General features: G+C 36.5%; 20 protein-coding genes and 1 riboswitch. Of the genes, 6 read left to right on the plus strand and 14 right to left on the minus strand.

The window, feature by feature from the left end:
- Positions 1 to 2 precede the first annotated feature (2 nt).
- The 11 genes from GAB14E_RS05065 to GAB14E_RS24915 form a co-directional block, all read right to left on the minus strand.
- Positions 3 to 965, minus strand: a complete 963-nt coding sequence (locus GAB14E_RS05065; protein WP_033083683.1) for a hypothetical protein — start codon at positions 963 to 965, stop codon at positions 3 to 5.
- Entirely contained in the window at positions 952 to 2,133 is a 1,182-nt protein-coding gene (locus tag GAB14E_RS05060; protein ID WP_033083684.1) for a DegT/DnrJ/EryC1/StrS family aminotransferase, read from the minus strand. Before GAB14E_RS05060 ends, GAB14E_RS05065 begins: the two co-directional genes overlap by 14 nt.
- On the minus strand, positions 2,126 to 3,052 hold the full coding sequence (locus tag GAB14E_RS05055) for a GDP-L-fucose synthase family protein (protein ID WP_033083685.1): 927 nt from the start codon (positions 3,050 to 3,052) through the stop codon (positions 2,126 to 2,128). The genes GAB14E_RS05060 and GAB14E_RS05055 overlap by 8 nt, the downstream gene beginning before the upstream one ends.
- Positions 3,053 to 3,058: 6 nt before the next feature.
- Positions 3,059 to 4,186: a GDP-mannose 4,6-dehydratase gene (gene gmd / locus GAB14E_RS05050; RefSeq protein ID WP_033083686.1), complete on the minus strand. Its 1,128-nt coding sequence runs from the start codon at positions 4,184 to 4,186 to the stop codon at positions 3,059 to 3,061.
- Positions 4,187 to 4,248: 62 nt separating this feature from the next.
- Positions 4,249 to 4,722 carry a GDP-mannose mannosyl hydrolase gene (locus tag GAB14E_RS05045; RefSeq protein ID WP_033083687.1) on the minus strand — a complete coding sequence of 158 codons (474 nt, stop codon included), beginning with the start codon at positions 4,720 to 4,722 and terminating at the stop codon, positions 4,249 to 4,251.
- Positions 4,723 to 4,748: 26 nt separating this feature from the next.
- The gene (locus tag GAB14E_RS05040) at positions 4,749 to 6,173 is read right to left on the minus strand and encodes a mannose-1-phosphate guanylyltransferase/mannose-6-phosphate isomerase (protein WP_033083688.1); all 1,425 of its coding nucleotides are present in this window, start codon (positions 6,171 to 6,173) and stop codon (positions 4,749 to 4,751) included.
- A gap of 244 nt (positions 6,174 to 6,417) precedes the next feature.
- Positions 6,418 to 7,440 carry an NAD-dependent epimerase/dehydratase family protein gene (locus tag GAB14E_RS05035; protein ID WP_033083689.1) on the minus strand — a complete coding sequence of 341 codons (1,023 nt, stop codon included), beginning with the start codon at positions 7,438 to 7,440 and terminating at the stop codon, positions 6,418 to 6,420.
- A 68-nt stretch (positions 7,441 to 7,508) separates the two neighbouring features.
- Complete coding sequence (tviB, locus tag GAB14E_RS05030) at positions 7,509 to 8,777, minus strand: Vi polysaccharide biosynthesis UDP-N-acetylglucosamine C-6 dehydrogenase TviB (protein ID WP_033083690.1); 1,269 nt, start codon at positions 8,775 to 8,777, stop codon at positions 7,509 to 7,511.
- 392 nt (positions 8,778 to 9,169) lie between these two features.
- Positions 9,170 to 10,195 (minus strand): Wzz/FepE/Etk N-terminal domain-containing protein, encoded by a 1,026-nt coding sequence (locus GAB14E_RS05025; RefSeq protein WP_231562087.1) that lies wholly within the window; start codon positions 10,193 to 10,195, stop codon positions 9,170 to 9,172.
- A 383-nt stretch (positions 10,196 to 10,578) separates the two neighbouring features.
- Entirely contained in the window at positions 10,579 to 11,118 is a 540-nt protein-coding gene (locus GAB14E_RS05020) for a DUF6942 family protein (RefSeq protein WP_033083691.1), read from the minus strand.
- A gap of 41 nt (positions 11,119 to 11,159) precedes the next feature.
- Complete coding sequence (locus GAB14E_RS24915; RefSeq protein ID WP_156115774.1) at positions 11,160 to 11,303, minus strand: hypothetical protein; 144 nt, start codon at positions 11,301 to 11,303, stop codon at positions 11,160 to 11,162.
- A 1,135-nt stretch (positions 11,304 to 12,438) separates the two neighbouring features.
- On the opposite strand from GAB14E_RS24915, the gene sbcB reads away from it, so the two are divergent.
- Both sbcB and GAB14E_RS05005 read left to right on the plus strand, forming a co-directional pair.
- Positions 12,439 to 13,884, plus strand: a complete 1,446-nt coding sequence (sbcB, locus tag GAB14E_RS05010; RefSeq protein ID WP_033083693.1) for an exodeoxyribonuclease I — start codon at positions 12,439 to 12,441, stop codon at positions 13,882 to 13,884.
- Positions 13,885 to 13,975: 91 nt separating this feature from the next.
- Complete coding sequence (locus tag GAB14E_RS05005; protein ID WP_052093938.1) at positions 13,976 to 15,679, plus strand: methyl-accepting chemotaxis protein; 1,704 nt, start codon at positions 13,976 to 13,978, stop codon at positions 15,677 to 15,679.
- A gap of 212 nt (positions 15,680 to 15,891) precedes the next feature.
- Here GAB14E_RS05005 and GAB14E_RS05000 read toward each other — a convergent pair whose 3' ends face one another.
- Positions 15,892 to 16,761: an NAD(P)-dependent oxidoreductase gene (locus tag GAB14E_RS05000; RefSeq protein WP_033083694.1), complete on the minus strand. Its 870-nt coding sequence runs from the start codon at positions 16,759 to 16,761 to the stop codon at positions 15,892 to 15,894.
- 228 nt (positions 16,762 to 16,989) lie between these two features.
- On the opposite strand from GAB14E_RS05000, the gene GAB14E_RS04995 reads away from it, so the two are divergent.
- Together GAB14E_RS04995 and GAB14E_RS04990 are read left to right on the plus strand one after the other, a co-directional pair.
- Positions 16,990 to 17,472, plus strand: a complete 483-nt coding sequence (locus tag GAB14E_RS04995; RefSeq protein ID WP_081967875.1) for a glutathione peroxidase — start codon at positions 16,990 to 16,992, stop codon at positions 17,470 to 17,472.
- A 3-nt stretch (positions 17,473 to 17,475) separates the two neighbouring features.
- Positions 17,476 to 17,907, plus strand: coding sequence for a MarR family winged helix-turn-helix transcriptional regulator (locus GAB14E_RS04990; RefSeq protein WP_033083696.1), 432 nt, complete (start codon positions 17,476 to 17,478; stop codon positions 17,905 to 17,907).
- Between the two features lie 116 nt (positions 17,908 to 18,023).
- On the opposite strand, the gene lysC is transcribed toward GAB14E_RS04990, so the two are convergent.
- The gene (lysC, locus tag GAB14E_RS04985) at positions 18,024 to 19,394 is read right to left on the minus strand and encodes a lysine-sensitive aspartokinase 3 (protein WP_033083697.1); all 1,371 of its coding nucleotides are present in this window, start codon (positions 19,392 to 19,394) and stop codon (positions 18,024 to 18,026) included.
- Positions 19,395 to 19,556: 162 nt separating this feature from the next.
- Positions 19,557 to 19,778: riboswitch (Lysine riboswitch) on the minus strand.
- Positions 19,779 to 20,080: 302 nt separating this feature from the next.
- Here lysC and GAB14E_RS04980 point away from each other — a divergent pair.
- Positions 20,081 to 20,845, plus strand: coding sequence for an ElyC/SanA/YdcF family protein (locus tag GAB14E_RS04980; RefSeq protein WP_033083698.1), 765 nt, complete (start codon positions 20,081 to 20,083; stop codon positions 20,843 to 20,845).
- Positions 20,846 to 20,913: 68 nt separating this feature from the next.
- On the opposite strand, the gene GAB14E_RS04975 is transcribed toward GAB14E_RS04980, so the two are convergent.
- A complete protein-coding gene (locus GAB14E_RS04975; protein WP_033083699.1) occupies positions 20,914 to 21,672 on the minus strand; it encodes a Nif3-like dinuclear metal center hexameric protein in 759 nt (252 codons plus the stop codon).
- 311 nt (positions 21,673 to 21,983) lie between these two features.
- Here GAB14E_RS04975 and GAB14E_RS04970 point away from each other — a divergent pair, with 311 nt between their 5' ends.
- Positions 21,984 to 24,575: a TonB-dependent receptor plug domain-containing protein gene (locus GAB14E_RS04970; protein WP_033083700.1), complete on the plus strand. Its 2,592-nt coding sequence runs from the start codon at positions 21,984 to 21,986 to the stop codon at positions 24,573 to 24,575.
- The last annotated feature ends 92 nt before the right edge of the window (positions 24,576 to 24,667 follow it).

The following is a 24,667-nucleotide window of genomic DNA, read 5'->3' on the forward strand; positions in this document are numbered from 1 at the left end:
ATTTACCACCAATATAATAACTGGATAGACTGATAAATAAATAGTAAAAATAAACTTACTAATTTCACCCTAACTCTAAGCAAAGAAATACAAATAAACAAAAAGGGGAAGCCAATTGCTAAAAATCTTGAGCCATATAAACCAAAAATGGAATTAAATAAAAACTGGGTCATTAAGAAAACTATAAAAAGGGCAATTAATTTATTTACACCATTAAGACGAAAGTCATTTTTATAACCGATAAATATTAAACTAGCGGACAGAAACCAGAAGCCTGAGTATAATAAAGAACTGCTACCAACTGAAATATCTGCACGGCGATCTCCAACAAATGAAAGAATAGTTTGTAGTCCAAAGGCAAAAAAAACTGAAGCTAGCACCCCAAAAGAAATAGAAACTATAAGAGCTTCTTTAAAAGCAAGTTGGTTGTTAATTCTCTTTAGCAGGTGATATATAAAAATCAAATAATAAGCTACAGTATGTGTCCCTACCCCTAATACTGCAAATATGATACTAAATACTCTCCTTTTTAAAGTAACAGCCAAAAGCAAAAAAGACATGGCAAGAGCGGTTCTAATTTGAGAATTTATTAAATCAATAAATACTGGGTTAGTGACAATTAGAATGGCATATAAAGGGTTTACTCTAGTAATCACGAAATACAGAATTATATATGCTGAAAGAAAACTGATTAAGGTCAACATAAGATCAGGATCGGGGTGTAGGGAAAGGAAGATAAGTATTCCTGCCCATAGAGGCTCATTGACAAGGAGCTTAAGCCCAACCCAAGAGGACGGGCCTAGTTCAGAGCCGGATAACAATAACCCGGCTCTTATTACGTAGTTGTCCCTATCTGAAAAGTTATCAAAACCAATAAAGTAAGGGATTGATACTACAAATAGTGACAACGCGAAACAAATAAAAAATTTGAGAATTAATTTTGCATGATAATTACTTATCTTCATTCAAAATCTTAGCCAGTAACTTAATCTCTTTCTCAATTTCATTCTGATGATTACCAACAAATAAACCGTGCTTATCTAAGTACTCTGATGCTTCTAGCGTGCCAGAAACTTCATAATCGAAGTACTCAAGTACCTCTGTATTTTTAAGGAAGTTTCCCGTCACAATAGGTCGGCATTCAATACCATTTTTAGTTAATAGTTTAACAAGTTCAGCTCGGTTATATGGAGCATTCTCTTTGATAATTAACGAGAAACCAAACCAACTACTTGAACCAGTTTCTTTTTGGATACTTAGATATGGGTGGTTTTCAAATAACTCTTGGAATAATTTTGCATTATCTCGGCGAATTTTAATAAAACTTGGTAGTTTTTTTAGTTGCTCAATTCCCAATGCTCCACTCATTTCGAGAGGGCGAGCATTATAGCCTGGTAACATAAACTTGAATGACTCTTCGAATGGGTCGTCACTCTTCTCGCCGCTCACTTCATTGAATTTTGGTAAATTACGTGTCCAACCATGCGCTCGAATACAAAGCAAGATATGATAAAGCTCTTCATCATCTGTTACGATACAACCGCCTTCCATAGTGGCAATATGATGAGAGAAGAATGAACTGTATGTTCCCATCACACCAAAAGTACCAGCTTGTTTATCATTTAGCGTAGCGCCCATTGACTCACAGTTATCTTCTAAAATGAATATATCTCGCCCTGCAATGATTTTATTCATACGGGCGTAATCGTTGGGGTTACCCAGTAAGTTTACTGACAAGATAGCACGTGTATTATCTGTGATAGCAGCTTCTAACTTGTCTAAGTCCATATTTAGTGTATTACGGTCAATATCGACAAACTTGACTTTTATTCCATACTGCTGCAAAGGGAAATAAGTCGTGGACCAAGAAACTGCTGGTACAATAATTTCATCGCCACGCTTTAATTTAAGCGCTTCATTCTTAGTAAAAAAAAGAGCTGCTATCATCAATAAATTTGCGGTTGAGCCAGAACTCACCATCAGCGTATATTTTGAACCAAAAAATTCAGAAAAATCTTTTTCATACTGAGCAACTTCCTTGCCCATTGTAAACATATCAGAGTCAATTACTCGTTGAATTGCAGAATACTCATTATCATCCCACGTGCTACTCGCTAAAGCGTAATTAGTCATTACAATACTCACTTAAATAAAATTCATAGGTTTGCTTGATACCTGCATCTAAGCTGGTTTTGAAACTCCAGCCAAACTCTTTTAGTCTCGCATCATCAATCAGCTTCTGCTTCATTCCAACCGGTTTACTTAAGTCGTGCTTAAATTTTCCGGTATAACCAACCACACCAGCTATCGCTTGATAGTATTCGTTAATGGTAAAATCTGTGCCTAAGCCAACATTTAAGTTCTGTGGCATGGTTGAAAAATTATCTATTGCATAGAAAACAAACTCAGCCAAGTCCTCTGCATACATAAATTCGCGGCGAGCTTCGCCGTCCCCCCATATGTCTAATTCAGGTTGTTGACTCTTTTTAGCTTCATCAACTTTACGAATAACAGCAGGTATCATATGTGAATGATTAGGGTCAAATTTATCAAAACGACCATACAAATTACATGGGATAATCGTTTTATATAAGCGTTCTGGATTTTCCTTACAAATATATTCGCATAAACGTGTACTAGTTATTTTTGCAAGCGCATAACCTTCGTTAGTTGGTTCAAGTTCACCTTTAAGAATCAAATCTTCTGACAGCGGGTTAATGGCACCTCGAGGGTACATACATGAGCTGCTTAAATTCAAAAAATGACCTACCCCAGCATTATTTGCCGCGGTAAGGATATTGAGCCCCATTTGCATATTATCCACAAGGAACTTAACCGGTTGAGCAATATTCGCTTGAATACCACCAACAATACCTGCTGCATGAATAACCATATCGGGTTTATGTATTTTCAGATACTTTTGAACTGCTATTCCATCAAGTAAATTAAGCTCGATGCTGCTTGGTGATAAAAACTCATGTTGATGCTTTTGTGCTACGTCTAGAATGTTTTTGCCAACCATTCCATTGGCACCCGTTAATAATATTTTCATTCTATGTTATGACTCTATTGAAACAGGCTTATTGTAACCATGCTCTTTCAGAATGGCGTGCTGTTTGGCCTTGTTGAGGTCGTTTTCAACCATCTCCGCACACATTTCTTCAACTGTTATTTCAGGAACCCAACCTAATTTTGCCTTTGCTTTAGATGGGTCACCTAACAGTGTTTCAACTTCTGCTGGACGGAAATAGCGAGGATCAACTTTAACAATAACATCACCTACTTTTAGTGCAGGAGCGTTGTCACCTAAAATAGATTTAACCGTTGCAATTTCGTTTAGACCTTCACCAGTAAATTCAAGCTCTATTCCTGCCTCTTTTGCAGATAAACTAACAAATTCACGAACACTTATTTGTTTACCTGTGGCTATAACAAAATCATCAGCTTGCTCTTGTTGCAACATCATCCATTGCATACGAACGTAATCTTTAGCATGCCCCCAGTCACGTAGGGCGTCCATATTACCTAGAAATAAGCATCTCTCTAATCCTTGTGAAATATTGGCAATTGCACGGGTAATTTTACGGGTGACAAATGTTTCTCCGCGGCGTGGTGACTCATGATTAAAAAGAATGCCATTACAGGCATACATACCATAAGATTCACGATAGTTAACTACTATCCAATATGCATACATTTTAGCAACAGCATAAGGGGACCGCGGGTGAAATGGGGTAGTTTCTTTTTGTGGTATTTCTTGCACTTCGCCATAAAGTTCTGAAGTAGACGCTTGATAAAACTTGGTTGTTTTTTCCAAACCCAAAAAGCGGATAGCTTCTAATAAGCGCAATGTTCCCATAGCATCAACATCAGCTGTATATTCCGGACACTCGAATGAAACAGCAACGTGCGATTGTGCACCTAAGTTATAAACTTCATCAGGCTGAACATCTTTGATGATGCGCGTTAAATTTGAAGAGTCTGTTAAGTCACCGTAATGCAAAAAAAACTTTTGATTTTTTTCATGATTGTCTTGGTAGATATGGTCCACACGTTCTGTATTCAGTGAAGACGCCCTACGCTTAATACCATGAACTTCATAGCCTTTTTCTAGTAGAAACTCGGCAAGGTATGAACCATCTTGACCAGTAACACCGGTTATTAACGCTACTTTATTCTTTGTCATATTTTTTCCTAAATTTATTTTCAATTTGTAATTTACAGATGTTGTCAAATAGTTAATCTACTTTAGGGGCTAAAGATTTCATCCGCTTTGTTTCTTTTTTGAAAGTACCACTTTGTATGTTTATGTACTTCATTATGATTCAGTAATTCACTTATCTTGAACCATCGGTATTCATTATGCTGCTCATTCGGTAGTTTAATTAAACTTCCGTTAAAAGTGAGCTCATATGCTAATACTATATAATGCGTAGTAAAGTTATCTTCAGTGAAATTATCATTATAAAAGTGCTGATAAACACCTAAAAATCTAGCTTCACATTTGTCAATTGCTAATTCTACTTTTAATAACCTCTTAAATGAGTTATCTAGTTGCTCATCCTTTAAAACTCGTCCGCCAGGTACAAACCAAAAACCTTGAGCTGGCCGATTGGTTCGTTTACCTAATAAAACTAGCCCTTCACTATTTTTTACCACTAAATCTATAGAGACTAGAGGAGTAGAGGCTATAACTGTTTTGAAAGTAACTAGTGGTAGCATATCCATTCCATCAAGCTTTATTGGAGCTAATTTCGACCATATTTATCATCAAATCGAACAATGTCATCTTCACCTAAATATGAGCCGGTTTGCACTTCAATTAACTCTAAGGGCAATACACCTGGGTTCTCTAATGCGTGTATTTGCCCTAATGGAATATAGGTAGACTCATTTTCAGACATTAAAAATGTTTTATCACCATTAGTTACTTTTGCAGTACCTGAAACCACTATCCAATGTTCAGATCTGTGATGGTGCATTTGAACTGACAGTTTTGCACCCGGCTTTACTGTAATACGCTTCACTTGATCTCGTGTGCCCAAATCAAGAGAGTCATATTTACCCCATGGACGGTATACTTCACGCTGATGTTTACACTCATAACGATTATCGGCTTTTAAGCTATTAACAATTGATTTTACATCTTGCACTTTATCTTTACTAGCAACTAATATGGCATCTTTTGTTTCTACAATAACTAAGTTATCAATACCTACCGTCGTTACTAATCTGTTTTCAGCATTGATATAACAGTTGGTTGTTGAATGTGAAATAACATCACCTTGTGAAACATTACCCTGTTCATCTTTTGGGCTTACATCCCAAAGGGAGGAAAAGGAACCGACGTCACTCCACTCCGCATCCAATGGTACAACGACTGCATGCTCTGTGTGCTCCATTACAGCATAATCGATAGAGTCTTCCGGACATTTTTCAAAAATATCAGCACTAACACGGGTAAAATCTAAATCATGAGATTTATTATTAAAAGCATCTTCGCAGGTTGATAATATTTCAGGAGAATATTTTTTCAGCTCTGCTAAATAGCGAGACGCTTTAAACATAAACATGCCGCTATTCCATAAATATTGACCTGTTGCTAAATATTCTTGAGCGATTGATAAAACAGGTTTTTCTACGAAATTGGCTACTGTGTAACTTTTAGCATTTACTTGCTCATTCGTCGAAGTAAGAAGAGTACCTTGTTTTATGTAACCGTAGCCTGTTTCTGCATGAGTAGGAACAATACCAAAAGTAACTAGTTTTCCTTCTTCTGCAAATATAGATGCGGAAACAATAGATTGTTGGAAAGCCTCAACATTTTTAATGACATGATCGGCTGCAAGTACTAATAAAAGTGGATCTTCACCATTATCTATAGCGCCAAGAGCAGCCAAGGTAATTGCTGGAGCAGTATTTCTTCCCATCGGCTCAAGAATAATACTACTAGCTTTGCTGTTATTCTGACGTAATTGTTCCGCAACAATAAAACGATGTTCGTTATTACAAATGATAATGGGATCTAAACAATTTTCATCTAAACGATTTATAGTTTCTTGTAATAAGGTATTTTCACTGATTAAGGGTAAAAATTGTTTCGGGTGAAGTGCACGTGACATTGGCCATAATCGGCTTCCGCTGCCACCAGACATAATTACTGGTAATATCATGTAAATCTCTTTAGTTATTTATGCGCCTAGATGTTTGAAATAGACTCATATTCTATTATTTTTGTGAATCCAAGAAGTAACATATTAAGTTGATTACCCACACTTAATAGCTTTCGACATTAAGAAAATAGGTTATCCTATTTTTTAATTTCAAACCCGATCGAGTGTCTAAAGAAAATTTAAAATATATAAATTAAACTCGCTGATGTATGCATAATATCGAGATAGAGAAATTAAAATAAAATTATCCTAAAAACTTTACATACCACGGCATTGCTTTTGCAATACCCTCAGATATTTTAAATTCAGGTTTATATCCGAGCTCTCTTTGAGCCTTTGATATATCAGCTTGTGAGTGGCGAACATCTCCAGCTCTAAAGTCACGATATGTAGGTTCAGTCTTTACATTGACTTCATTCCCAAGTAATGCTTCCTTAATAGCTATAAACAAATCATTTAATGTTGTCCTATCTCCAAGTGCAACATTATAAATAGTCCCTCTTGCTTCCTTAGGAGCAGTAGCAGCTAGGATATTCATTTGTACTGTATTATCAATAAAACAAAAATCTCGGCTAGTCTCACCATCACCATTGATAAATAACTCATCGCTATTAATCATAGTTGATGTCCATTTAGGGATAACAGCAGCATATGCGCCATTTGGATCTTGACGCTTGCCAAAGACATTAAAGTACCGTAGGCCTGTAGCGTGAAAACCATATGTTTTAGCAAAAACATCTGCATAAAGTTCATTCACATATTTAGTGACCGCATAAGGTGACAAAGGGTTACCAATGTGCTCTTCGACTTTTGGCAGCGCTGGATGATCTCCATAAGTAGAACTAGAAGCAGCATAAGTAAAGCTTGAAATGTTTGCATCTTTCGCTGCCGTTAACAGATTCAGAAAACCCGTTATATTAGCTGAGTTTGTTAGTATAGGATCTGTTATTGAGCGTGGAACAGAACCAAGTGCAGCTTGGTGTAATATATAATCAACACCTAATACAGATTTTTCGCATGTATTAAAGTCTCGAATATCCCCTTCAATAAAGGTAAAATTCCCCCATTGTTTTTGGGTAACTATACTTTCCACTTCATCAAAGTTATATTGGTGACCTGTAGCAAAGTTATCCAAACCAATTACCTTCTGATTAAGTAATAATAAGGTTTCAAGCAGGTTTGAGCCAATAAACCCTGCGACCCCGGTTATTAACCAAACTTTAGGTGATATCAACAGTTGCTCTTTTACTTCATTGTAACGGGACATATTCTAATAAACTCTTTTAAATTTCTGGGTTAGATGTATCAATACAGCTTTAAAATCTTGGGCGTGAATTATAAACGTATATCCACCGAATTTTTGGGAAGCAAATACTTCAAATCATATATGACACGAGTTTTTTTACACAATCCATGGATATACTCGGCCCCTTGCTCTTTAAACTGATCATGTGCAACAGCTACAATTATCCCATCATAATGACCTTTACATGGCTGAACTAAAGGTATGCCATATTCATTAACAGCTTCTTCATTCGAGCACCAGGGGTCCGTAACATCAACGTTGATATTGTATTCTTTTAACTCATCAACAATATCAATTACTTTGGTGTTACGAAGGTCGGGACAATTTTCTTTAAAAGTCAACCCCATTACTAGCACATTAGCCCCTTCAACATGGATACGTTTTTTAAGCATTTCTTTTACCAGTTGAGAAACAACATATTTTCCCATCCCATCATTTAGCCTCCGACCAGCAAGAATCATCTCAGGGTGATAACCAACAGATTGAGCTTTATGAGTTAAATAGTACGGATCTACACCAATACAATGACCGCCAACAAGACCAGGCCGAAAAGGTAAGAAGTTCCATTTGGTTCCTGCTGCCTCTAGCACTTCAAGAGTATCAATATTCAATTTATTAAAAATTATTGAAAGTTCATTAATTAATGCGATATTTACATCACGTTGAGTGTTTTCAATCACTTTTGCTGCTTCTGCAACTTTAATAGAACTAGCTTTATGAGTTCCAGCAATAATTATTGATTTATACAGTTGGTCAACAACTTCAGCAATTTCAGGAGTAGAGCCTGAAGTGACTTTTAATATATTTGTAACTCGGTGCTCTTTGTCACCAGGGTTAATTCGCTCTGGAGAATAACCAGCAAAAAAATCTGTATTAAAAGACATTCCAGAAACTTGTTCGACAACAGGGATACACTCTTCCTCTGTTGCTCCTGGATAGACTGTAGATTCATATATAATTAAATCACCTTGAGATATTACCCCCCCTAACATTTCACTTGCCTTAATTAGAGGGGTTAAGTCTGGTTGTTTATGCTCATTAATTGGGGTAGGTACTGTAACAATATAAATATTTGCAGATTTCAGCTTTTCGACATCGTTAGAAAAAGTTAAATTAGTGTTTGCTAATTCAATATCAGTCACTTCCATTGTTGAGTCGGTTCCTGATACTAACTCTTTAATCCGGCTTTGGTTAATATCAAAGCCAATAACACTGAATTTTTTACCAAACTCTACCGCCAGCGGTAAACCAACATAACCTAAGCCGATAATGGCAATTTTTTTATCCATAATATTCATTTGATTATACTTCTTCTCTTGCTCTATAAAGCCAATAAATTAATGATTTTAAAAATTTCACCCGGATTATACTTAAATTTAACAAGATGTGTAACAAGGAACACATATTAAATTAAATTAAATTTATATTCGGGGATGTGCTTAACCCATTGGGCTCTGGGCAAATAACAATGTATTAGTTACCTATCAAACTTAGTTTAATCCCTCTTATTTTGTTAACTTTAAAATAGCTATACTCAGTTACATAGGAAGTAAACTAGTTAGACGGAGGACCTGAGAAAAACATTATTAATTCCCAATAAATGCTAGTGTTAAAATTGTTGAACTATAAAATCACAAGCTTTATTTCAGGCTAAGTTAAGTTGCCTCTCTATTCCTTAGACTCTAACTGACTATTTAGCTTTATGGCTAAAATACCTAATCAATACAATAAATATAGAAACAATACCACCAGCCATAGTACCTAACACAACAATTAATGCACGTTTTGGTCCTGCTTTGGTATCTGGTACTTGTGCTGGATCTATGGTTTTAAGGACGTATTCTTTTTTAACCATGGTCAACATCATGTTTTTAGTTTGTTCTTCAATAAGCTGATAAAATACCGTTTCCATGGTAGCTACTTTAATATTAACTAATTGACTGGTTAAAAAATCTATTGACGCTTTTGCTTCAATTTGGTCTTGAGCGCGCATGAATTCATTAATATCTTGAATTAGCCAGGTTAACCACTGCTTTGCTAGGGTTGGTGAATAAAATTCAATCTCGATGTTAACCATAGAGCTTTTTTTATCTTGTGAAACAGAAACTAGCTTAGAGAATTTTTGGTAACACTCCCATGATGACGGTTCTGGTGTTTTCGGTGCTTTTACTTCTCTAAGCCACTTCTTATTTGATGAGTCATAAACTTCTTTATTTAAGATTAATGTATCACTTCCCATATCCCAGCTTTTAGATGCCATTAATGGTACTAACAAATCATGTTTTTCAATAAAGTTTTCAATAAATGAACGTGATTTGATGATTTCTAAGGCTAGTGCTGTTTTATCAACACCACCTCCGCCCCCCAGATTAATGCCAGCCATACTAGCTAGGCCACCAAGTTGACCTGCCATTCCTCCCATACCACCACTTTCATTGGAGGCTGGAGCTAAGATAGCAGAAGCCTTATAAATATTAGGTTTTGATAAAGCAAAGAAAACAGATGCAATGGCAAATATCATACTTATAATGATGATGGTAAATTTGCCTATCCAAATAGCTTGCCAAAGCTCAACCAAGTCAATTTCATCGTTTTGGTTTTGAGTGTTTTGTAATAGTAGTTGCTGCTGAAGTACCTGTTGTTGTAATAACAGTGCGTTAGCATCATTTGGCATTGCTTGAGAATTTTCGACTGACCTTTCTACTGATTTTGACACTTTTCACCATATCCGATTGGCATATGTTGTTCGTATTAGCTTAACGAACAACAATAAAATTTTCGGCATTATACGAAAAATCATAACAAAGTTAAAGGGGCTAGTACCTTGGTGTGTTTAAAATAACCTGAATAATAGATTCTACCCTGAGGCCTACACCACCAAAGAGACAATGAGATATTATAATGGGTGAGTTTACTATTGGAATCGTTCAGGATTCCCGATAGAGACATCAGGAATGACGGTTGTTTGGCTTATTTCCTGCTAATAATGCCGAAATCGACGAGAATGCATTAGCCAAAATATATAGTAATTTATAAATACTATCTCTATGCCCTGCTTATCATTTCCGTGTTCTCGGTGATGAAAGTTACCTTTAGCATTTATGTTTTCTCTACCATTTTTAGGCTTCGCAACAAACCTGCTAAACGCTCAATTTTGATATTACTCAATTGTCGGTAATCAAAGTATGGGCAAACAATCAGATTATTTAGGCTATCAATAGCAAATTCGTCATCTAACCAAACTAAGTTTGAATTGAGTTTACCGCTACTGATAAGTATTTTCGCATAACCTTTACCACAAATAATATGCAAAATTTTATTATTTGGCGACAATTGCGGCGCTGAAAACAATAATGCGGTTTTACTTTGCATTTGTAATAGATATTCATCACGATAGTCTTGCCATGTAGATAAGCTATTGGAAAAACAGAAATATTCTTTATCTAATGAATAAACCAACTTAGCATAAACATTAAAAATTTTACGCCAGCCATTACCACATGCTTGATTTATAATGTTGATTTCGCCTTTTACTAGTGCTGTAACCTTGTTCAACCCTTGATATTCCAGCATGTTAGGTTTATTTGCTATATAGACAGCAAAAGTAAAGTTTTTATCCCCAAAGCCACTATTATTCATATGTTCCTATTAAAAATCATCACTATCAGCAAGTAGAGCTATTATGCCCCCATCATTTGACCAAACTGCTGTTCAGTTTTCATTTTCGCTAGAACAGGCTCTAAATAGCCTTCCCATGCTTTTATCCAACCAGTATCTATAGTCGTGGTATTGATACGCTCTGCTTTTATAATCTTGTAAAGCATTAATCAAAGCCATATTGTAGTAATAAGATGATTCGTTAGACTTTTCGTTTTGCCTTTATCTAAAAACTGCGCAAAAAAATAGGTAATAACCTTTGCCCGTTTTAGATATTCGAGTTTAGGTTTCTAACTCGTTCAAACGTAGTACTAACCTGAGAGTACTTGCTCTGATAAAGGGCAATTTCACCAGCTGTATAAAAACTCACAGCCGATATTTCAATCTAGACTTATTATTAATTAACATAGGAGTAATAGCGTACCTGATAACACTCGCGGTTCTATTTTTATCCGCATGTAGTTCAATCGTAAAATTAACTTCCACTTCAGGCTCTACTGATGTCATGCGTTTAATTAAACAACCCGCAGGTACTAGCCTGTTATACTATTGCAAACAATTTCTTCCCCCATTATCAAGGGGTAAATTTCAAATGGAAATAATCATGTTCATACTTGAAAAACTCTCTTCAGCAAACAACCAAATAATAGATGCTTTCGGCTATGCATATTGGATCAGACGATACAATTCTTCTAAAGTTACAAAAGAGAGCCAACCTGAAAGTATAAAGGAGAATTATAAATTTATCGAGAAATGTCAATCCCTAGGTATTAATTTCCCTTTAAATTAATACCTAGGGATTGGCTTTACCTATCTAGGTTACTGTGGTTGTTCAGGATGGTTTGAGTCATTTCATCAAGCCAGGTGGCGAGCTGAAGTAGCTGCGACTAAATTAAATATCTCAGCATCAAGATCAGGTTATATTATTTGGTCATGGTTATATGAATCGATATATTAGAAAGGCATTAGTTCAAAAGGGTTGGCTTTTAAATTGTAAAAGTAATGTACATTGGGTAGTTACCAGTCTGAAAATCTCAATTTATATTGTCAAGCTAGATGATTTACAGCACTTTCACCGCCAAAGGGCCTCGATCTACAAGCTCAAAAGATTTATCATGAGCAATATCTAACTGGTTATTTAGTTTCGTTTTAGCCAAACTTACTTTTCCTGTACATCAAGTTGATTATTCTACATATACGATATGCAAAGTTCAGTCAGCTTATTAAAAACTAAATATCAAGATAAAAAACACTCTTTTATATCAATAAAAACAAATAACTAATATACAGAGATAGACAGTTATGGAAAAAAACAACCAGCCATCAATTCTTTGGCACGATTATGAGACTTGGGGCATTTCACCAAAGTTTGATAAGCCTTCTCAATTTGCGGGTATTCGCACCGATCTCGATTTAAATATCATTGGCGAGCCGGAAATGTTTTATTGTCAACCGCCAGTAGATTACTTGCCGCATCCTGAAGCTTGCTTAGTTACCGGAATAACGCCACAAAAAGCGCAACGGGAGGGTTTATCCGAAGCAGAATTTGCTGCGCGCATACATGAATTATTTTCTGCGCCTAATACCTGTGTTGCTGGTTATAATAATATCCGCTTTGATGATGAAGTCAGCCGTTATTTGTTTTACCGTAACTTTTATGATCCCTATGCCCGTGAGTGGCAAAACGGTAATAGTCGCTGGGATATTATTGATATGGTGCGGGCCACATATGCCCTTCGTCCTGAAGGTATCAATTGGCCAACCGTTGATCGCGACGGCGAAGAAGTAGTTAGCTTTCGTTTAGAGTTATTAACCAAGGCTAATGGCATTAATCATGAAGCTGCTCATGACGCTATGAGTGATGTCTACGCCACTATTGCCATGGCAAAATTGATAAAAGATAAACAACCTAAACTTTATGAGTTTATTTTTAATTTAAAAAATAAAAACCAAGTTAAAGACTTAATCAATACGGCTGATATGACACCCATTGTGCATACCTCCAGTAAAATATCATCGGCACACGGTTGTACTAGCTGGTTTGCACCTATCATTTATCACCCCGTTAATAAAAATGCTGTAATCTGTGTTGATTTAGCCCAAGATATCTCCCCTTTACTTAGCTTAACGAGTGAAGAAATCAAAGCACGTTTATATACCCGCCACGATGATTTAGCTCCTGATGAAAAACCTATTCCCGTTAAACTTATTCACGTCAACAAATGTCCAGTGATTGCCCCAGCAAAAACCTTGCTACCCGAAAACGCTGAACGCCTGGCAATACCACGTGATTATTGTCTAGAAAACTTAAGCTTACTTAAGAAACATGCTGAGCTAAGAGATAAATTAAGTGACGTTTTTTCCACATCTGACTTTGACAATGAAAATATTGATGCTGAGCAGGCTTTATATGGCGGTAGTTTTTTCAGTCACAGTGATAAAGCGCAAATGGATATTTTACGCGGTTTATCACCTGAGCAACTCGCAAATCATCCATTCAAATTTCAAGATGAGCGCTTAAGTGTTTTGTTATTTCGCTATCGAGCAAGGAACTTCCCATTTACTTTATCTACCGAAGAACAGCAAAAATGGCAGCAGTATTGTCAAAACAAAATGCAATACGGTGGTAAAGGAATTTTGTCTATTGATGAGTTTATGATTAAAATTGAAAACTTAGCTCATGAACACGAAGAAAACAAAGCAAAAATGTCGGTACTTAAAGCTTTATATGAATATCTACAAGGTTAATATTTTACCTATTTAAAATTCTTAAATTCTTACTACGCCTTTAAATTAATCAACTAAACTTAAAGAGAGATTAATTAAAGGCATACTCCCGATGAGAATCCCTTACTTTGTAAAACTAAGTACTCGATTATTTTCCCCGCTTATTGCGATCTTTACGCTGGTACTTTTAACATTAATTATTTATGTTCCTAGTGTCACTAAAGATCAAACCATCAAAACGGCTATATCTTCTGCTGAAGGAACAGTTAAACAATACAAAGCAATTCGTGGCTACTACACCAAAAACATCATAAAAAAAATTGTTGCTAATAAAGAAATGTCTGCTCATTATAATCATACAGATAGTGCCAATACAGTTCCTTTACCAGCCACTTTCATTCATGAATTAAGTAAAGAGTTTAGCTCGAAAAAGATTTTGAGTTTAAAATTATATAGTCCATACCCTTTTCCTAATCGTAATTCGCGAAAATTAGATAAATTTGCACAGCAAGCATGGATTGAGTTGAACAAGAATCCCAAAAAAAGCTATTCAAAAGTTGAAACTATAAACGGTAAAGAAGTCGTAAGAGTTGCCTTAGCCGATACAATGGTTGCTCAAGGATGTGTTAATTGTCACAACTCTCATCCTAAAACCCCTAAAACAGGCTGGGGATTAAATGACGTACGGGGAGTTCTTGAGGTTCAAGTACCTATAGGCGCCCAGTTAGCCAGTGCAAGCGGTTTGAATTTAACCATTGCCAGTATTGTTGTTATATCTTTATCTATTACCACGGCCCTGTTGTTTTTCATGTTTAGAAAATTGATTTCGAAGCGCCTCAGAGAAGTTCGTGATGCTTTAGATGATATTGGTAATGGTAATGGTGATTTATCACATCGACTAGCAGAAGAGCCAAAAGATGAAATTGGCGCCATCGCCAGCTCTTTTAACGGCTTTATTAGCCAGCTATCTAGCTCTTTAAAGAAAGTAAATAATCAAGTAGAACAGCTATCAGAAGCAACTACGTCCATGGAAAATATAACAAAACAAACACAAGCTGACATATCTGAGCAGCATGCAGTAACCGAACATATGGCGACTTCTGTTCACACAATGATGTCATCAACACAAGAAATGACCTCAATAGCGAAAGATGCATCACTAATATCAAAAGAAGCACAAGAAAAATCAACACAAGGTAATAAAATTGTTGAGGAAAATCTCAAGTCAGTCAGTGACTTCTCAGAGCTTATGCTTAAAGCCTCTAAGGTAATTAGTAATTTAGAAAGTGATAGTCAAAACATTGGAGGTGTACTTGATGTGATCAGAGGTATAGCAGATCAAACCAACCTTTTAGCATTGAATGCAGCTATTGAAGCAGCACGAGCAGGCGAGCAAGGCCGAGGGTTTGCTGTGGTTGCTGATGAAGTAAGAACGCTAGCCAGTAGAACTCAAGAGTCGACTGAAGAAATTAATAAAATGATAGAGCAACTCCAATTGGGTGCTAAAAATGCAGTATCAACAATGGAACTTGGTAATAAAAGTATTGAGCAAAGTCAGATCAAAGCGAATGAAACAAATGTGATGATTGAGAGTGTTAGTGAAGCTATTTCAAATATTGAATCACAAAATATGCAATTATCCCAATCTGCCGATGCTCAAGAGGCCATGAACAATGAAATTGCAGAAAGCATAGATAATATTAAAATTGTTTCAGATAAAACTAATCAAAGTACGGAACAGTTACAAATTTTGTCTACAGAAATCAATCGTTCAGTTAGTGCTATCAATGCTCAGCTTAGACGGTTTATTCAGTAATATTTTATCAATGATGCAAGTTATAACTAAAGAGAGGTACTAAAACTGTATAAGTGGTTTAAAAGTACATTACCGCTTATACAGTAGTCAGAGCAGAGTTATTTTCACAACTTAACTAATAACTAAATTAATATTTAGTTATTAGTTATTAGTTATTAGTTATTAGTTATTAGATATTAGACAACAATTGAGCCGATAAAAGAGACAACTAACTAGCTTTCATTTTTAAAGCGTGAGATCAAACTCGAAGTGTCCCAGCGATTGCCACCATTTTCTTGAATCTCTTGATAATAACCATCAAGTTGCTTAGTTATCGTCAAATCAGCACCTAATTTATCCGCTGCCTCAAATGCAATAGCTAAGTCTTTTCTGACCCAATCAACAGCAAAACCAAAATCAAATTCACGCGCACACATAGTTTTACCGCGATTATCCATTTGCCAAGAACCAGCGGCACCTTTACCAATAGTATCCAGTAACTTATCAGTATCTAGTCCTGCTTTTTGGGCGAAATTCAAGCCCTCTGCTAAACCTTGTACTGTATTAACAAAACAAATTTGGTTAACCATTTTAGCTAATTGCCCTGAGCCTACAGGCCCCATTAATTGACTAAAACGGGCGAAGGCAGTCATCACAACCTCGGCTTTAGCAAAGGTAGCTTCTTCGCCGCCAACCATTACTGTTAACACACCATTTTCCGCACCTGCTTGACCACCAGAAACGGGTGCATCTAAAAAGTATTGCCCATTTTTAGATGCTATCGCTCCCAGCTCAACAGCAAGCTCTGCTGATGCAGTAGTATGATCAATAAAAATACTGCCTTTATCAAGCCCAGAAAAAACGCCCTCTTCACCCAACGCTATTTCACGCACATCATCATCATTACCGACACAAGCGAAAACAATATCACACCCTTTTGCTGCGAGTGCGGGTGTTGCTGCAATATCACCATCAAACTCTTGCTGCCAAGTTAAAGCTTTCTCGTTGTTGCGGTTATAAACACAAACTTGATGCCCTGCTTTTTTCAAGTGACCTGCCATTGGGTAACCCATGACCCCTAGGCCTATAAATGCAATTTTCATATATTTCCCTTTGTTTCTTAATTTGTTTCTTAATTCGTTAATTCATTCAATGAAGTCAGTTTACGACAGTTTACAATTTTGCTCTAGCAACTTTGCAAACCAGCAATTATCATTTACAATAACAATTAGGTTGCACACAACTAATTTGCACATAACTTAAATAACAGGGCAATATTACAACCAACTATTAAGCAACTTTTTATGTTTTACCTTTAAGGAATAACGATTATGAGTAATATTTATCAATTTTCAGTTACCGACAATAAACAAGAAACCATTAAATTGACTCAGTTTACTGATAAAGTATTATTGATTGTTAATACTGCTAGTCATTGTGGTTTTACTCCCCAATACGAAGGCTTACAAGTATTACACGATACTTTTCAACCCAAAGGATTCGAAGTTTTAGCCTTTCCATGTAATCAATTTAAACAGCAAGAAAGTGGTAGTAATGAAGAAATCCAACAATTTTGTGATTTACAATTCAATATTAAATTCCCTTTATTTAATAAAATAGAAGTCAACGGTAATAACGCTGAGCCCTTATTTAGTTATTTAAAAAAGCAGGCACCCGGCATCCTAGGCTCTAAATCAATCAAATGGAATTTCACTAAGTTTTTAGTAAACCGCCAAGGGCAAGTGGTAAAACGTTATGCTCCAACCACTAAACCAGAAGCCATAACAACTGATATTAAAAAGTTATTAGCATAATTGATGAGTGATAATTTACAGTTAGAAAAACAATTATGTTTTCGCCTTTATAGTTTGAATAAACTAATGTGTCGTCTTTATGCTCCAGTATTAAAGGAGTTAGCGTTAACTTACCCTCAATATTTAGTGATGATGGTGTTATGGCAATATAAAACTGGCATATCGATTAAAGACTTGGGTATCAAGCTTGATTTAGACTCAGGTACACTGTCCCCTTTATTAAAGCGTATGGAAAAACAAGCACTGCTCAAGCGTAATCGCCAAAAAAAAGATGAACGTGTAGTGGTTATCAAGTTAACTCAAAAGGGAATTGAGTTACAAAAAAATGCCGAGCATATCCCAGCAAAAATGTTTGCCGTGACAGGGTTAACATTCGAAAAATTGCAAAGCTTAAATCAAGAGCTGGATCAGCTTATTGAAAATATAACTGATTAACAAAAAGAGCACACAGCTAGAAAATGACTATTTTGCTGTGTGCTACTTTTTTGTGCCTTGATATGTTTTATCACTTATCAAATAGACTGTAGCTGAAGATAACTAGCCGAATCGACTTAGTTGAATAAAGTATTGTGCAATTTCTCAACAACCAGATTAGCATCGCTCTCATCAACTAAAAAGCACAAGTTATTGTCACTAGCGCCATGGCAAATCAAACGGACATTTATATCATTAATTGTTTCAAATATACTTTGGCCAACCCCTTTAGCTAGGGTTAAACCATTACCAATAACTGCGACCAATGACAAACCATGTTCAACACTTACTTCACACAACTGCTCTAATTCAGCAACTACAGTATTTGTAATTAAAGATTGCGTTGAACCACTGGGGTTATCAAAAGTTAAAGCAACACTAATTTCACTGGTGGTAATTAAATCAACACTCAATTCATGTTTTGCTAACAAGGTAAAAACTTTTGCTAAAAAGCCACTGGCATGTAACATTGCCGGACTTTTAACTGTCACTAACGTTTGTTCTCGCCTTAAAGCAATTGAGCGATAAGTTGGGTTAGAGTCCACCTTTTTCTTAATTTGAGTCCCTCCCTGTTCAGGCTCTTTACTAGAGCCAACAAAAACTGGAATATTACAACGCATTGCAGGAATAAGTGTCGCTGGGTGTAATATTTTGGCGCCAAAAGTGGCCATTTCAGCCGCTTCACCAAAACTAATTTCTTTAATCGCTCTAGCCTGATCAGTAATACGCGGATCGGTAGTAAATATGCCAACTACATCAGTCCAAATAGATAAATTATCACCCTTTAATGCTTCAGCGAGTAACGCAGCAGAATAATCTGACCCCCCTCGGCCTAAAGTAGTTGTTTGGCCTTTATTATCTTGACCAATAAAACCTTGAGTGACTAGCACTTTTTCTTTAAGTTTAGGCGCTAATAGTAATGTACATTGCTCGCTTAACTGCTTGATATCTACTACGGCTTTACCATGTAAACTATTGGTTTTCATTACTTGTTGAACATTAAAATATTCACCTGAAACATCGATAGACTGCAAAACTTGAGCAAAAATACGTGAGCTTAGTTGTTCACCAAAGGCAAGAATCGCATCGGTAGTTTTAGTTGAGTATTGCAAAGATTGCGTTAAAGCCTGTTGAGTTAGCGCATCTAGTAAATTATCTATTTCTTGATTAAGCGAGGTTTCAACTACAGCAGTTAAATGCTGAGTAATATTAACTTGAATACTACGAATATTTTCAATGATGGCTCTCTGTTCTTCTACAGAGACATTCTGCTGACTTAATCGCACCAAATAATTAGTTACACCTGCACTAGCTGAAACAACCACTAAGCGGTTACTAGCATCACTTTTAACAATATTGGCACACCGTAACATGGCTTGAAAATCGGCAACACTGGTGCCGCCAAACTTGGCTACGGTTAATGATGATGTTGATTGTACTGGATTCACAAATTTCTCCCATAAAAACACTAGCTAGTTACTGAACTCTTTACTGAATTAATGATTAAGTAAGTTAGCTATTGGAAGAGCATGACTGAGTAGTTAGCGAATGGAGTATTTTACCTTTCAATTAAGCAAAGTTAATCAAACGACAAAAAAAACGAAACTTTTTCAGCCAGAAGCTCTCCACCTTTTTTTTAATGCTTAACGATGCCTAATAATATAAGCATCATTTAACAAATACGTCAGGTGACAGCCATAAGGATTCAACCTTAGTAACCGAATATTTAAGCCCACCTTTAAATATTCTCGGCGATAACTTCCCTCAAAAACGGTAATAGGAAGTGTGGTTCCTCTCGTTTTCTACCTAAGCTTCGCACCTCTTCTGGTACATCATCGTTTAGAGTATTAACCCTAAACCACAATACGGAATTATTAGACCCGATCTAGCACAATAATGCAACAGACTTTTAGCCAAGTTTTATAAATTTCCCCAAATCCTATTTTAATATTAGTTTTTCTTTTCCAAGCGATGCACTGTTATCTTGCTTCGCAGACAAATTGGTAAAAAAACTAGCTTAGCGCGGTTATAACGAAGCAATCACAAAAATAAGCGCTAATATAGCTCAGCAGCTAAGCGATATAATTGATATAGTAAATAAATCTCGATGTCGTAGGTAAGTTAGCTAAATTATATGGATTTATTTCTCCTTAAAAAGATCATCACTGTCTTTATCATGCCAATTAATATTGTGCTGATTTTGCTGGTTTTTGCCCTGATCATTCATAGCAAAAAGCCAAAGCAGAGCATTAAAAGTTTATCCGCAGCAATTATCATCCTGCTTATTAGTGCTTTTCCCCCTTTTTCCGATACGGTTATGACAGCAATTGAAAATAATTATCCGCCATATGTTAAAACAGAAGTAAATATCGATTACATCATAGTGCTTGGTTGTGGCCATAATACCAACGCTGAATTACCGGTAACTAGTCAATTAGCTAATTGTTCCTTACAGCGTATGGTTGAAGCTTTACGCATATACCAATTACATCCCGAAGCAAGAATAATTACCTCAGGTTATGGCGGCCATAATCCAGTATCTAATGCTGAAACTGTCAAACAATCATTAGTGATGTTAGGTGTGCCAGCACAAAAAATTATTACAGAGAATTTCCCAAAGGATACCGAAGAAGAAGCTGAGCTTATTGCGCCAAGAGTGCAAGGTACCCAAGTAGTGTTAGTCACCAATGCAGATCATATGCCTAGATCTATTAATTATTTTCAAGCACAAGGCATATTCCCCATTGCTGCGCCTACGGGTTACTGGGTTAAAAATCCAGACAGTAGTAAAAATTGGACTCACTACACGCCGAGTAGCAAAAAATTGAACCAAAGTACTATCGCCTGGTATGAAAGTTTAGGTCTTGTAGTGCAGTGGTTTAAATCACTTTTTAACTAATTTAAACTTAACCATTGCTTGCTAATCATTAAGCACACAGCTAAATAGTCTTTAATAGGTTAGCGATATTAAACCGGATTATCAATATCAATAAACAGCACTTCAAGTCCGTGCTCTTTTGCTAAATGCTCACCTAGAGCTTTTATACCGTAGCGCTCCGTAGCGTGATGACCCGCAGCAAAAAAATGAATATCCATTTCATGAGCAATATGAGTAGTTTGCTCAGATACCTCTCCCGTTAAAAAGGCATCAATGCCCTGCTCCGCAGCAAGCTCAATATACCCTTGCCCACCTCCAGAGCACCAAGCAATGGTTTTTATCGGCTTATTGCTCGGTGGCGCAATATGTAAACATTCACGTTCAAGAGTGCTATTAATTTTTTGAGTCAGCTGTACGCCACTACATTCATGCTTAAATTCACCCTTCATCGCCACACTAAACTCATTGCCAAGCTCTAATGGACTAACATCTTCAATATTAAATAACTTAGCAAGTTGTGCGTTGTTACCTAGTGTCGGGTGAATATCAAGGGGTAAATGATAAGCAAATAAATTTATGTCGTTTAGCAGCAGCGCCTTGATACGATCATGTTTCATGCCTCGAATAACATAAGATTCATTTTTCCAAAAGTAACCGTGGTGTACAACAATGGCATTTGCTTTTTCACTTATAGCTCGGTCGATTAACGCTTTAGACGCAGTAACGCCAGTAATAATTTTTTTTACTTGCTCACTACCTTGCACCTGAAGACCATTAGGGGTGAAGTCTTTAATTTTCTGTGGTTTTAATAGGCCATTGAGATACTGCTCAAGTTCATTTGTAAGCATATATGTTAACTCAGTAATAAATTTTAAATATCATACTAGATCGTTAGGTTTTTTACACCTCAGTAACGACCGCACTTGTTAGGGATTTTTTCATGATTATTACCTTCAACATCTCCCTCCCTTTAAAGTGTATACAATATACCCACAAAGTGATGATTTAACACACTATTATTTTGTTTCATGTATTGAAAGTTTTTGTTATAACTTGTCAACTAAATGTTAATTTGGTTAACTTGATGTTACATAGTAGTTGCGAACTATAAATATTGATATTTAAAAAATAATTATAAATAAATCAAAAGGAAAATGTTATGAGATCAAAATTGAGTAAAAAACACTTACTTGCGCTAAGTATTTCAACAGCACTTTTAACCACACAAAGTTTTAGCAGTTTAGCCGCCGAAATAGAAGAAGTTGAAAGAATAGAAGTAACGGGCTCTCATATTAAACGAACCAGTATGGAAGGCCCATCACCTGTCACAAGTTTGTCTCAAGAAGATATTCAAAAATCAGGCGTTACTGATCTTATTAGCCTTTTTACCAAATTACCTATTTCCGGCCAAGGAACATTTTCAACTCAAGCTAACAGTAGCGATGATACTGCCAATGGCGGCTCATCAGTTTCCTTGCGTGGCTTAGGTGCCGATTCAACGCTTATTCTAATCAATGGTCGCCGCGTATCTGTATCTCCGTTTGCTAAAGGCATAGATACCGCTTTTGTTGATATCAATAACATCCCCCTGGCAGCCATTAAACGTGTTGATATTCTAAAAGATGGTGCATCTGCAACTTATGGGTCTGATGCTGTGGCAGGTGTAATTAATATTGTCTTGAGGGATGATGTTGACGGCGCAGAATTAACAGCAAAAATCGGCGCAACCGCAGATGGCGGTGGTGAAGAGCAAAGTGTTAACTTAGTTTTTGGTAATAGTACCGAGACCACAAGTCATACCTTTATCTTGGAATATTTTAATCGTGAAGAAGTGCTTTATGCTGATAGAGATTATTCAGCAACAGCAAACCAAGCTGCACGCACAGGCGATCCTGATGCCACTGATTTTAGAAGCTCTGCCGGTATTCCAGGTACCATTGCTTTAGCAAGTGATCCATCAAATCGGCTTATTGATCTATACGGTAATGATAAATGTGCTGCTGCTGATATAGATCTTGCTAATAACCTATGTCGATATGATTATGCACCGCCCATGAGTATGATCCCTGCTTCTGAGCGTTTTAGCTGGAATTACCTAGGAAAATATGAAATCAATGACAGCATCAGAGCATTTGCTGAATTAAACGGCCAAAACTCTAAATCAACCGTACGTGGCGCAGGCAGTCCTAGTTTTAATGAGCTAACCATGGATGGGGATAATGTTAACCACCCTTTTGCTGATATGCCTAGTCATGAATTTTACCAGCAAGATTTAACTATGCGCCGCAGGACCGTTGATATTGGTAATCGTGAGAAACGTGTCGATTCAGACTATTACCGTGTGATCCTTGGTTTACAAGGTGATATTAATGACTGGAGCTGGGAAGGTGCTTATAGCTATATAAAAAGTAGCTCGGTGGAACGTGGCGTTGATGGTTTCCCTAATAAACGTCGTACTCAAGAAGCAATAGATAGCGGTTTATGGAACCCATTTGAACCGTCTAGCAATTCACAAGAAGCCTTGGATTACATTGAAACAACCACTACTCGTGTAGGTAAATCGACTATGGAGTCTATCGACTTTAAAGTTTCGGGACCTGTTTTAGAGATGCCAAGTGGTGAATTGATGATAGCCCTTGGTACTGAATACCGTGAAGAATCAATCAGCGACAACCCTGATGATCAATTTTTACGGGGTGAGGTTTTTGGTACTGAAGCAACTCAAGCCAATGGCTCTAGAGATAATTTAGCCATATTTGGTGAGTTAGCCATTCCGATAATTGACAATTTAGAAATTCAACTTGCAGTGCGTTATGAAGATTATAGTGATTTTGGTACCACCACAGATCCAAAAATTTCATTCCTATGGTCACCGATGGATGACCTAAGCTTACGTGGCTCATATGGTACCGCTTTTAGAGCTCCTTCACTTCACCAACTAGGTTTAGGGCGTACAGATGAATCACCTAATTTAATAGATACTATGCGCTGTGCTGCTATAGGCAACCAAGATAGAGCCTGTGAACCTCAAGAATATACTGCGGTATTTGAAGGTAACCCTGAGTTAGGACCTGAAGAGTCAGAAAGTTATAACTTAGGCATCATCTACAATATTACTGACAACTTAAACTTTACTGTCGACTATTATAATTATGATATTACTGACATTATTGATTCTGATACCCAGTTTGTCATGGATAACTATGGTTTAGATGGCACGATTGTCGAACGTCGACCTACCTCAATTGCCAATGATCCTGGTGAAGTAATCCAAGTAAACGACAGCTTTCAAAATATTGGTGACTTACAAACTTCAGGTATTGACTTAGATGTTAGGTATAACCTTGATACAGGCGCGGGTACTTTTAACTTTGGCTACGTACTTAATTATGTGCTGAATTTCGAAGATTACAAAAACACCCAAGAAGGTGGTTTTGAACAGCCACAAATGCGTTGGACTACCTCTGTTGATTGGGTATTAGATGATGTTAGTGCAAGAGCAGCTATTAACTATGTTGACTCATTTGAGCAAGAGGCATCATTAAAACTCAACCAAAAGGTTGATGCTATGATGACCCTTGATGCATCAATTAATTACTTTGGTTTTGAGGATGTCGTACTAACAGTTGGTGCGACTAACTTAACCAATGAGGAACCACCTTTTGCTTATCATGACTTTATGGGCTTTGCTGTCAACGTGCATAGTGGTCAAGGTCGGTTTGCTTACGCCCAAGCTAGTTATAAATTCTAAAGTAAAAGTGTATCGAATTTGATTTAAAATTTTTTAGTTTTCATTACAAAGCAAAACCATTCACTACGGTTTTGCTTTTTTATTGATGGGAT

The sequence above is a fragment of the Colwellia psychrerythraea genome (assembly GCF_000764185.1).
Classification (GTDB): Bacteria; Pseudomonadota; Gammaproteobacteria; order Enterobacterales; family Alteromonadaceae; genus Colwellia; species Colwellia psychrerythraea_B.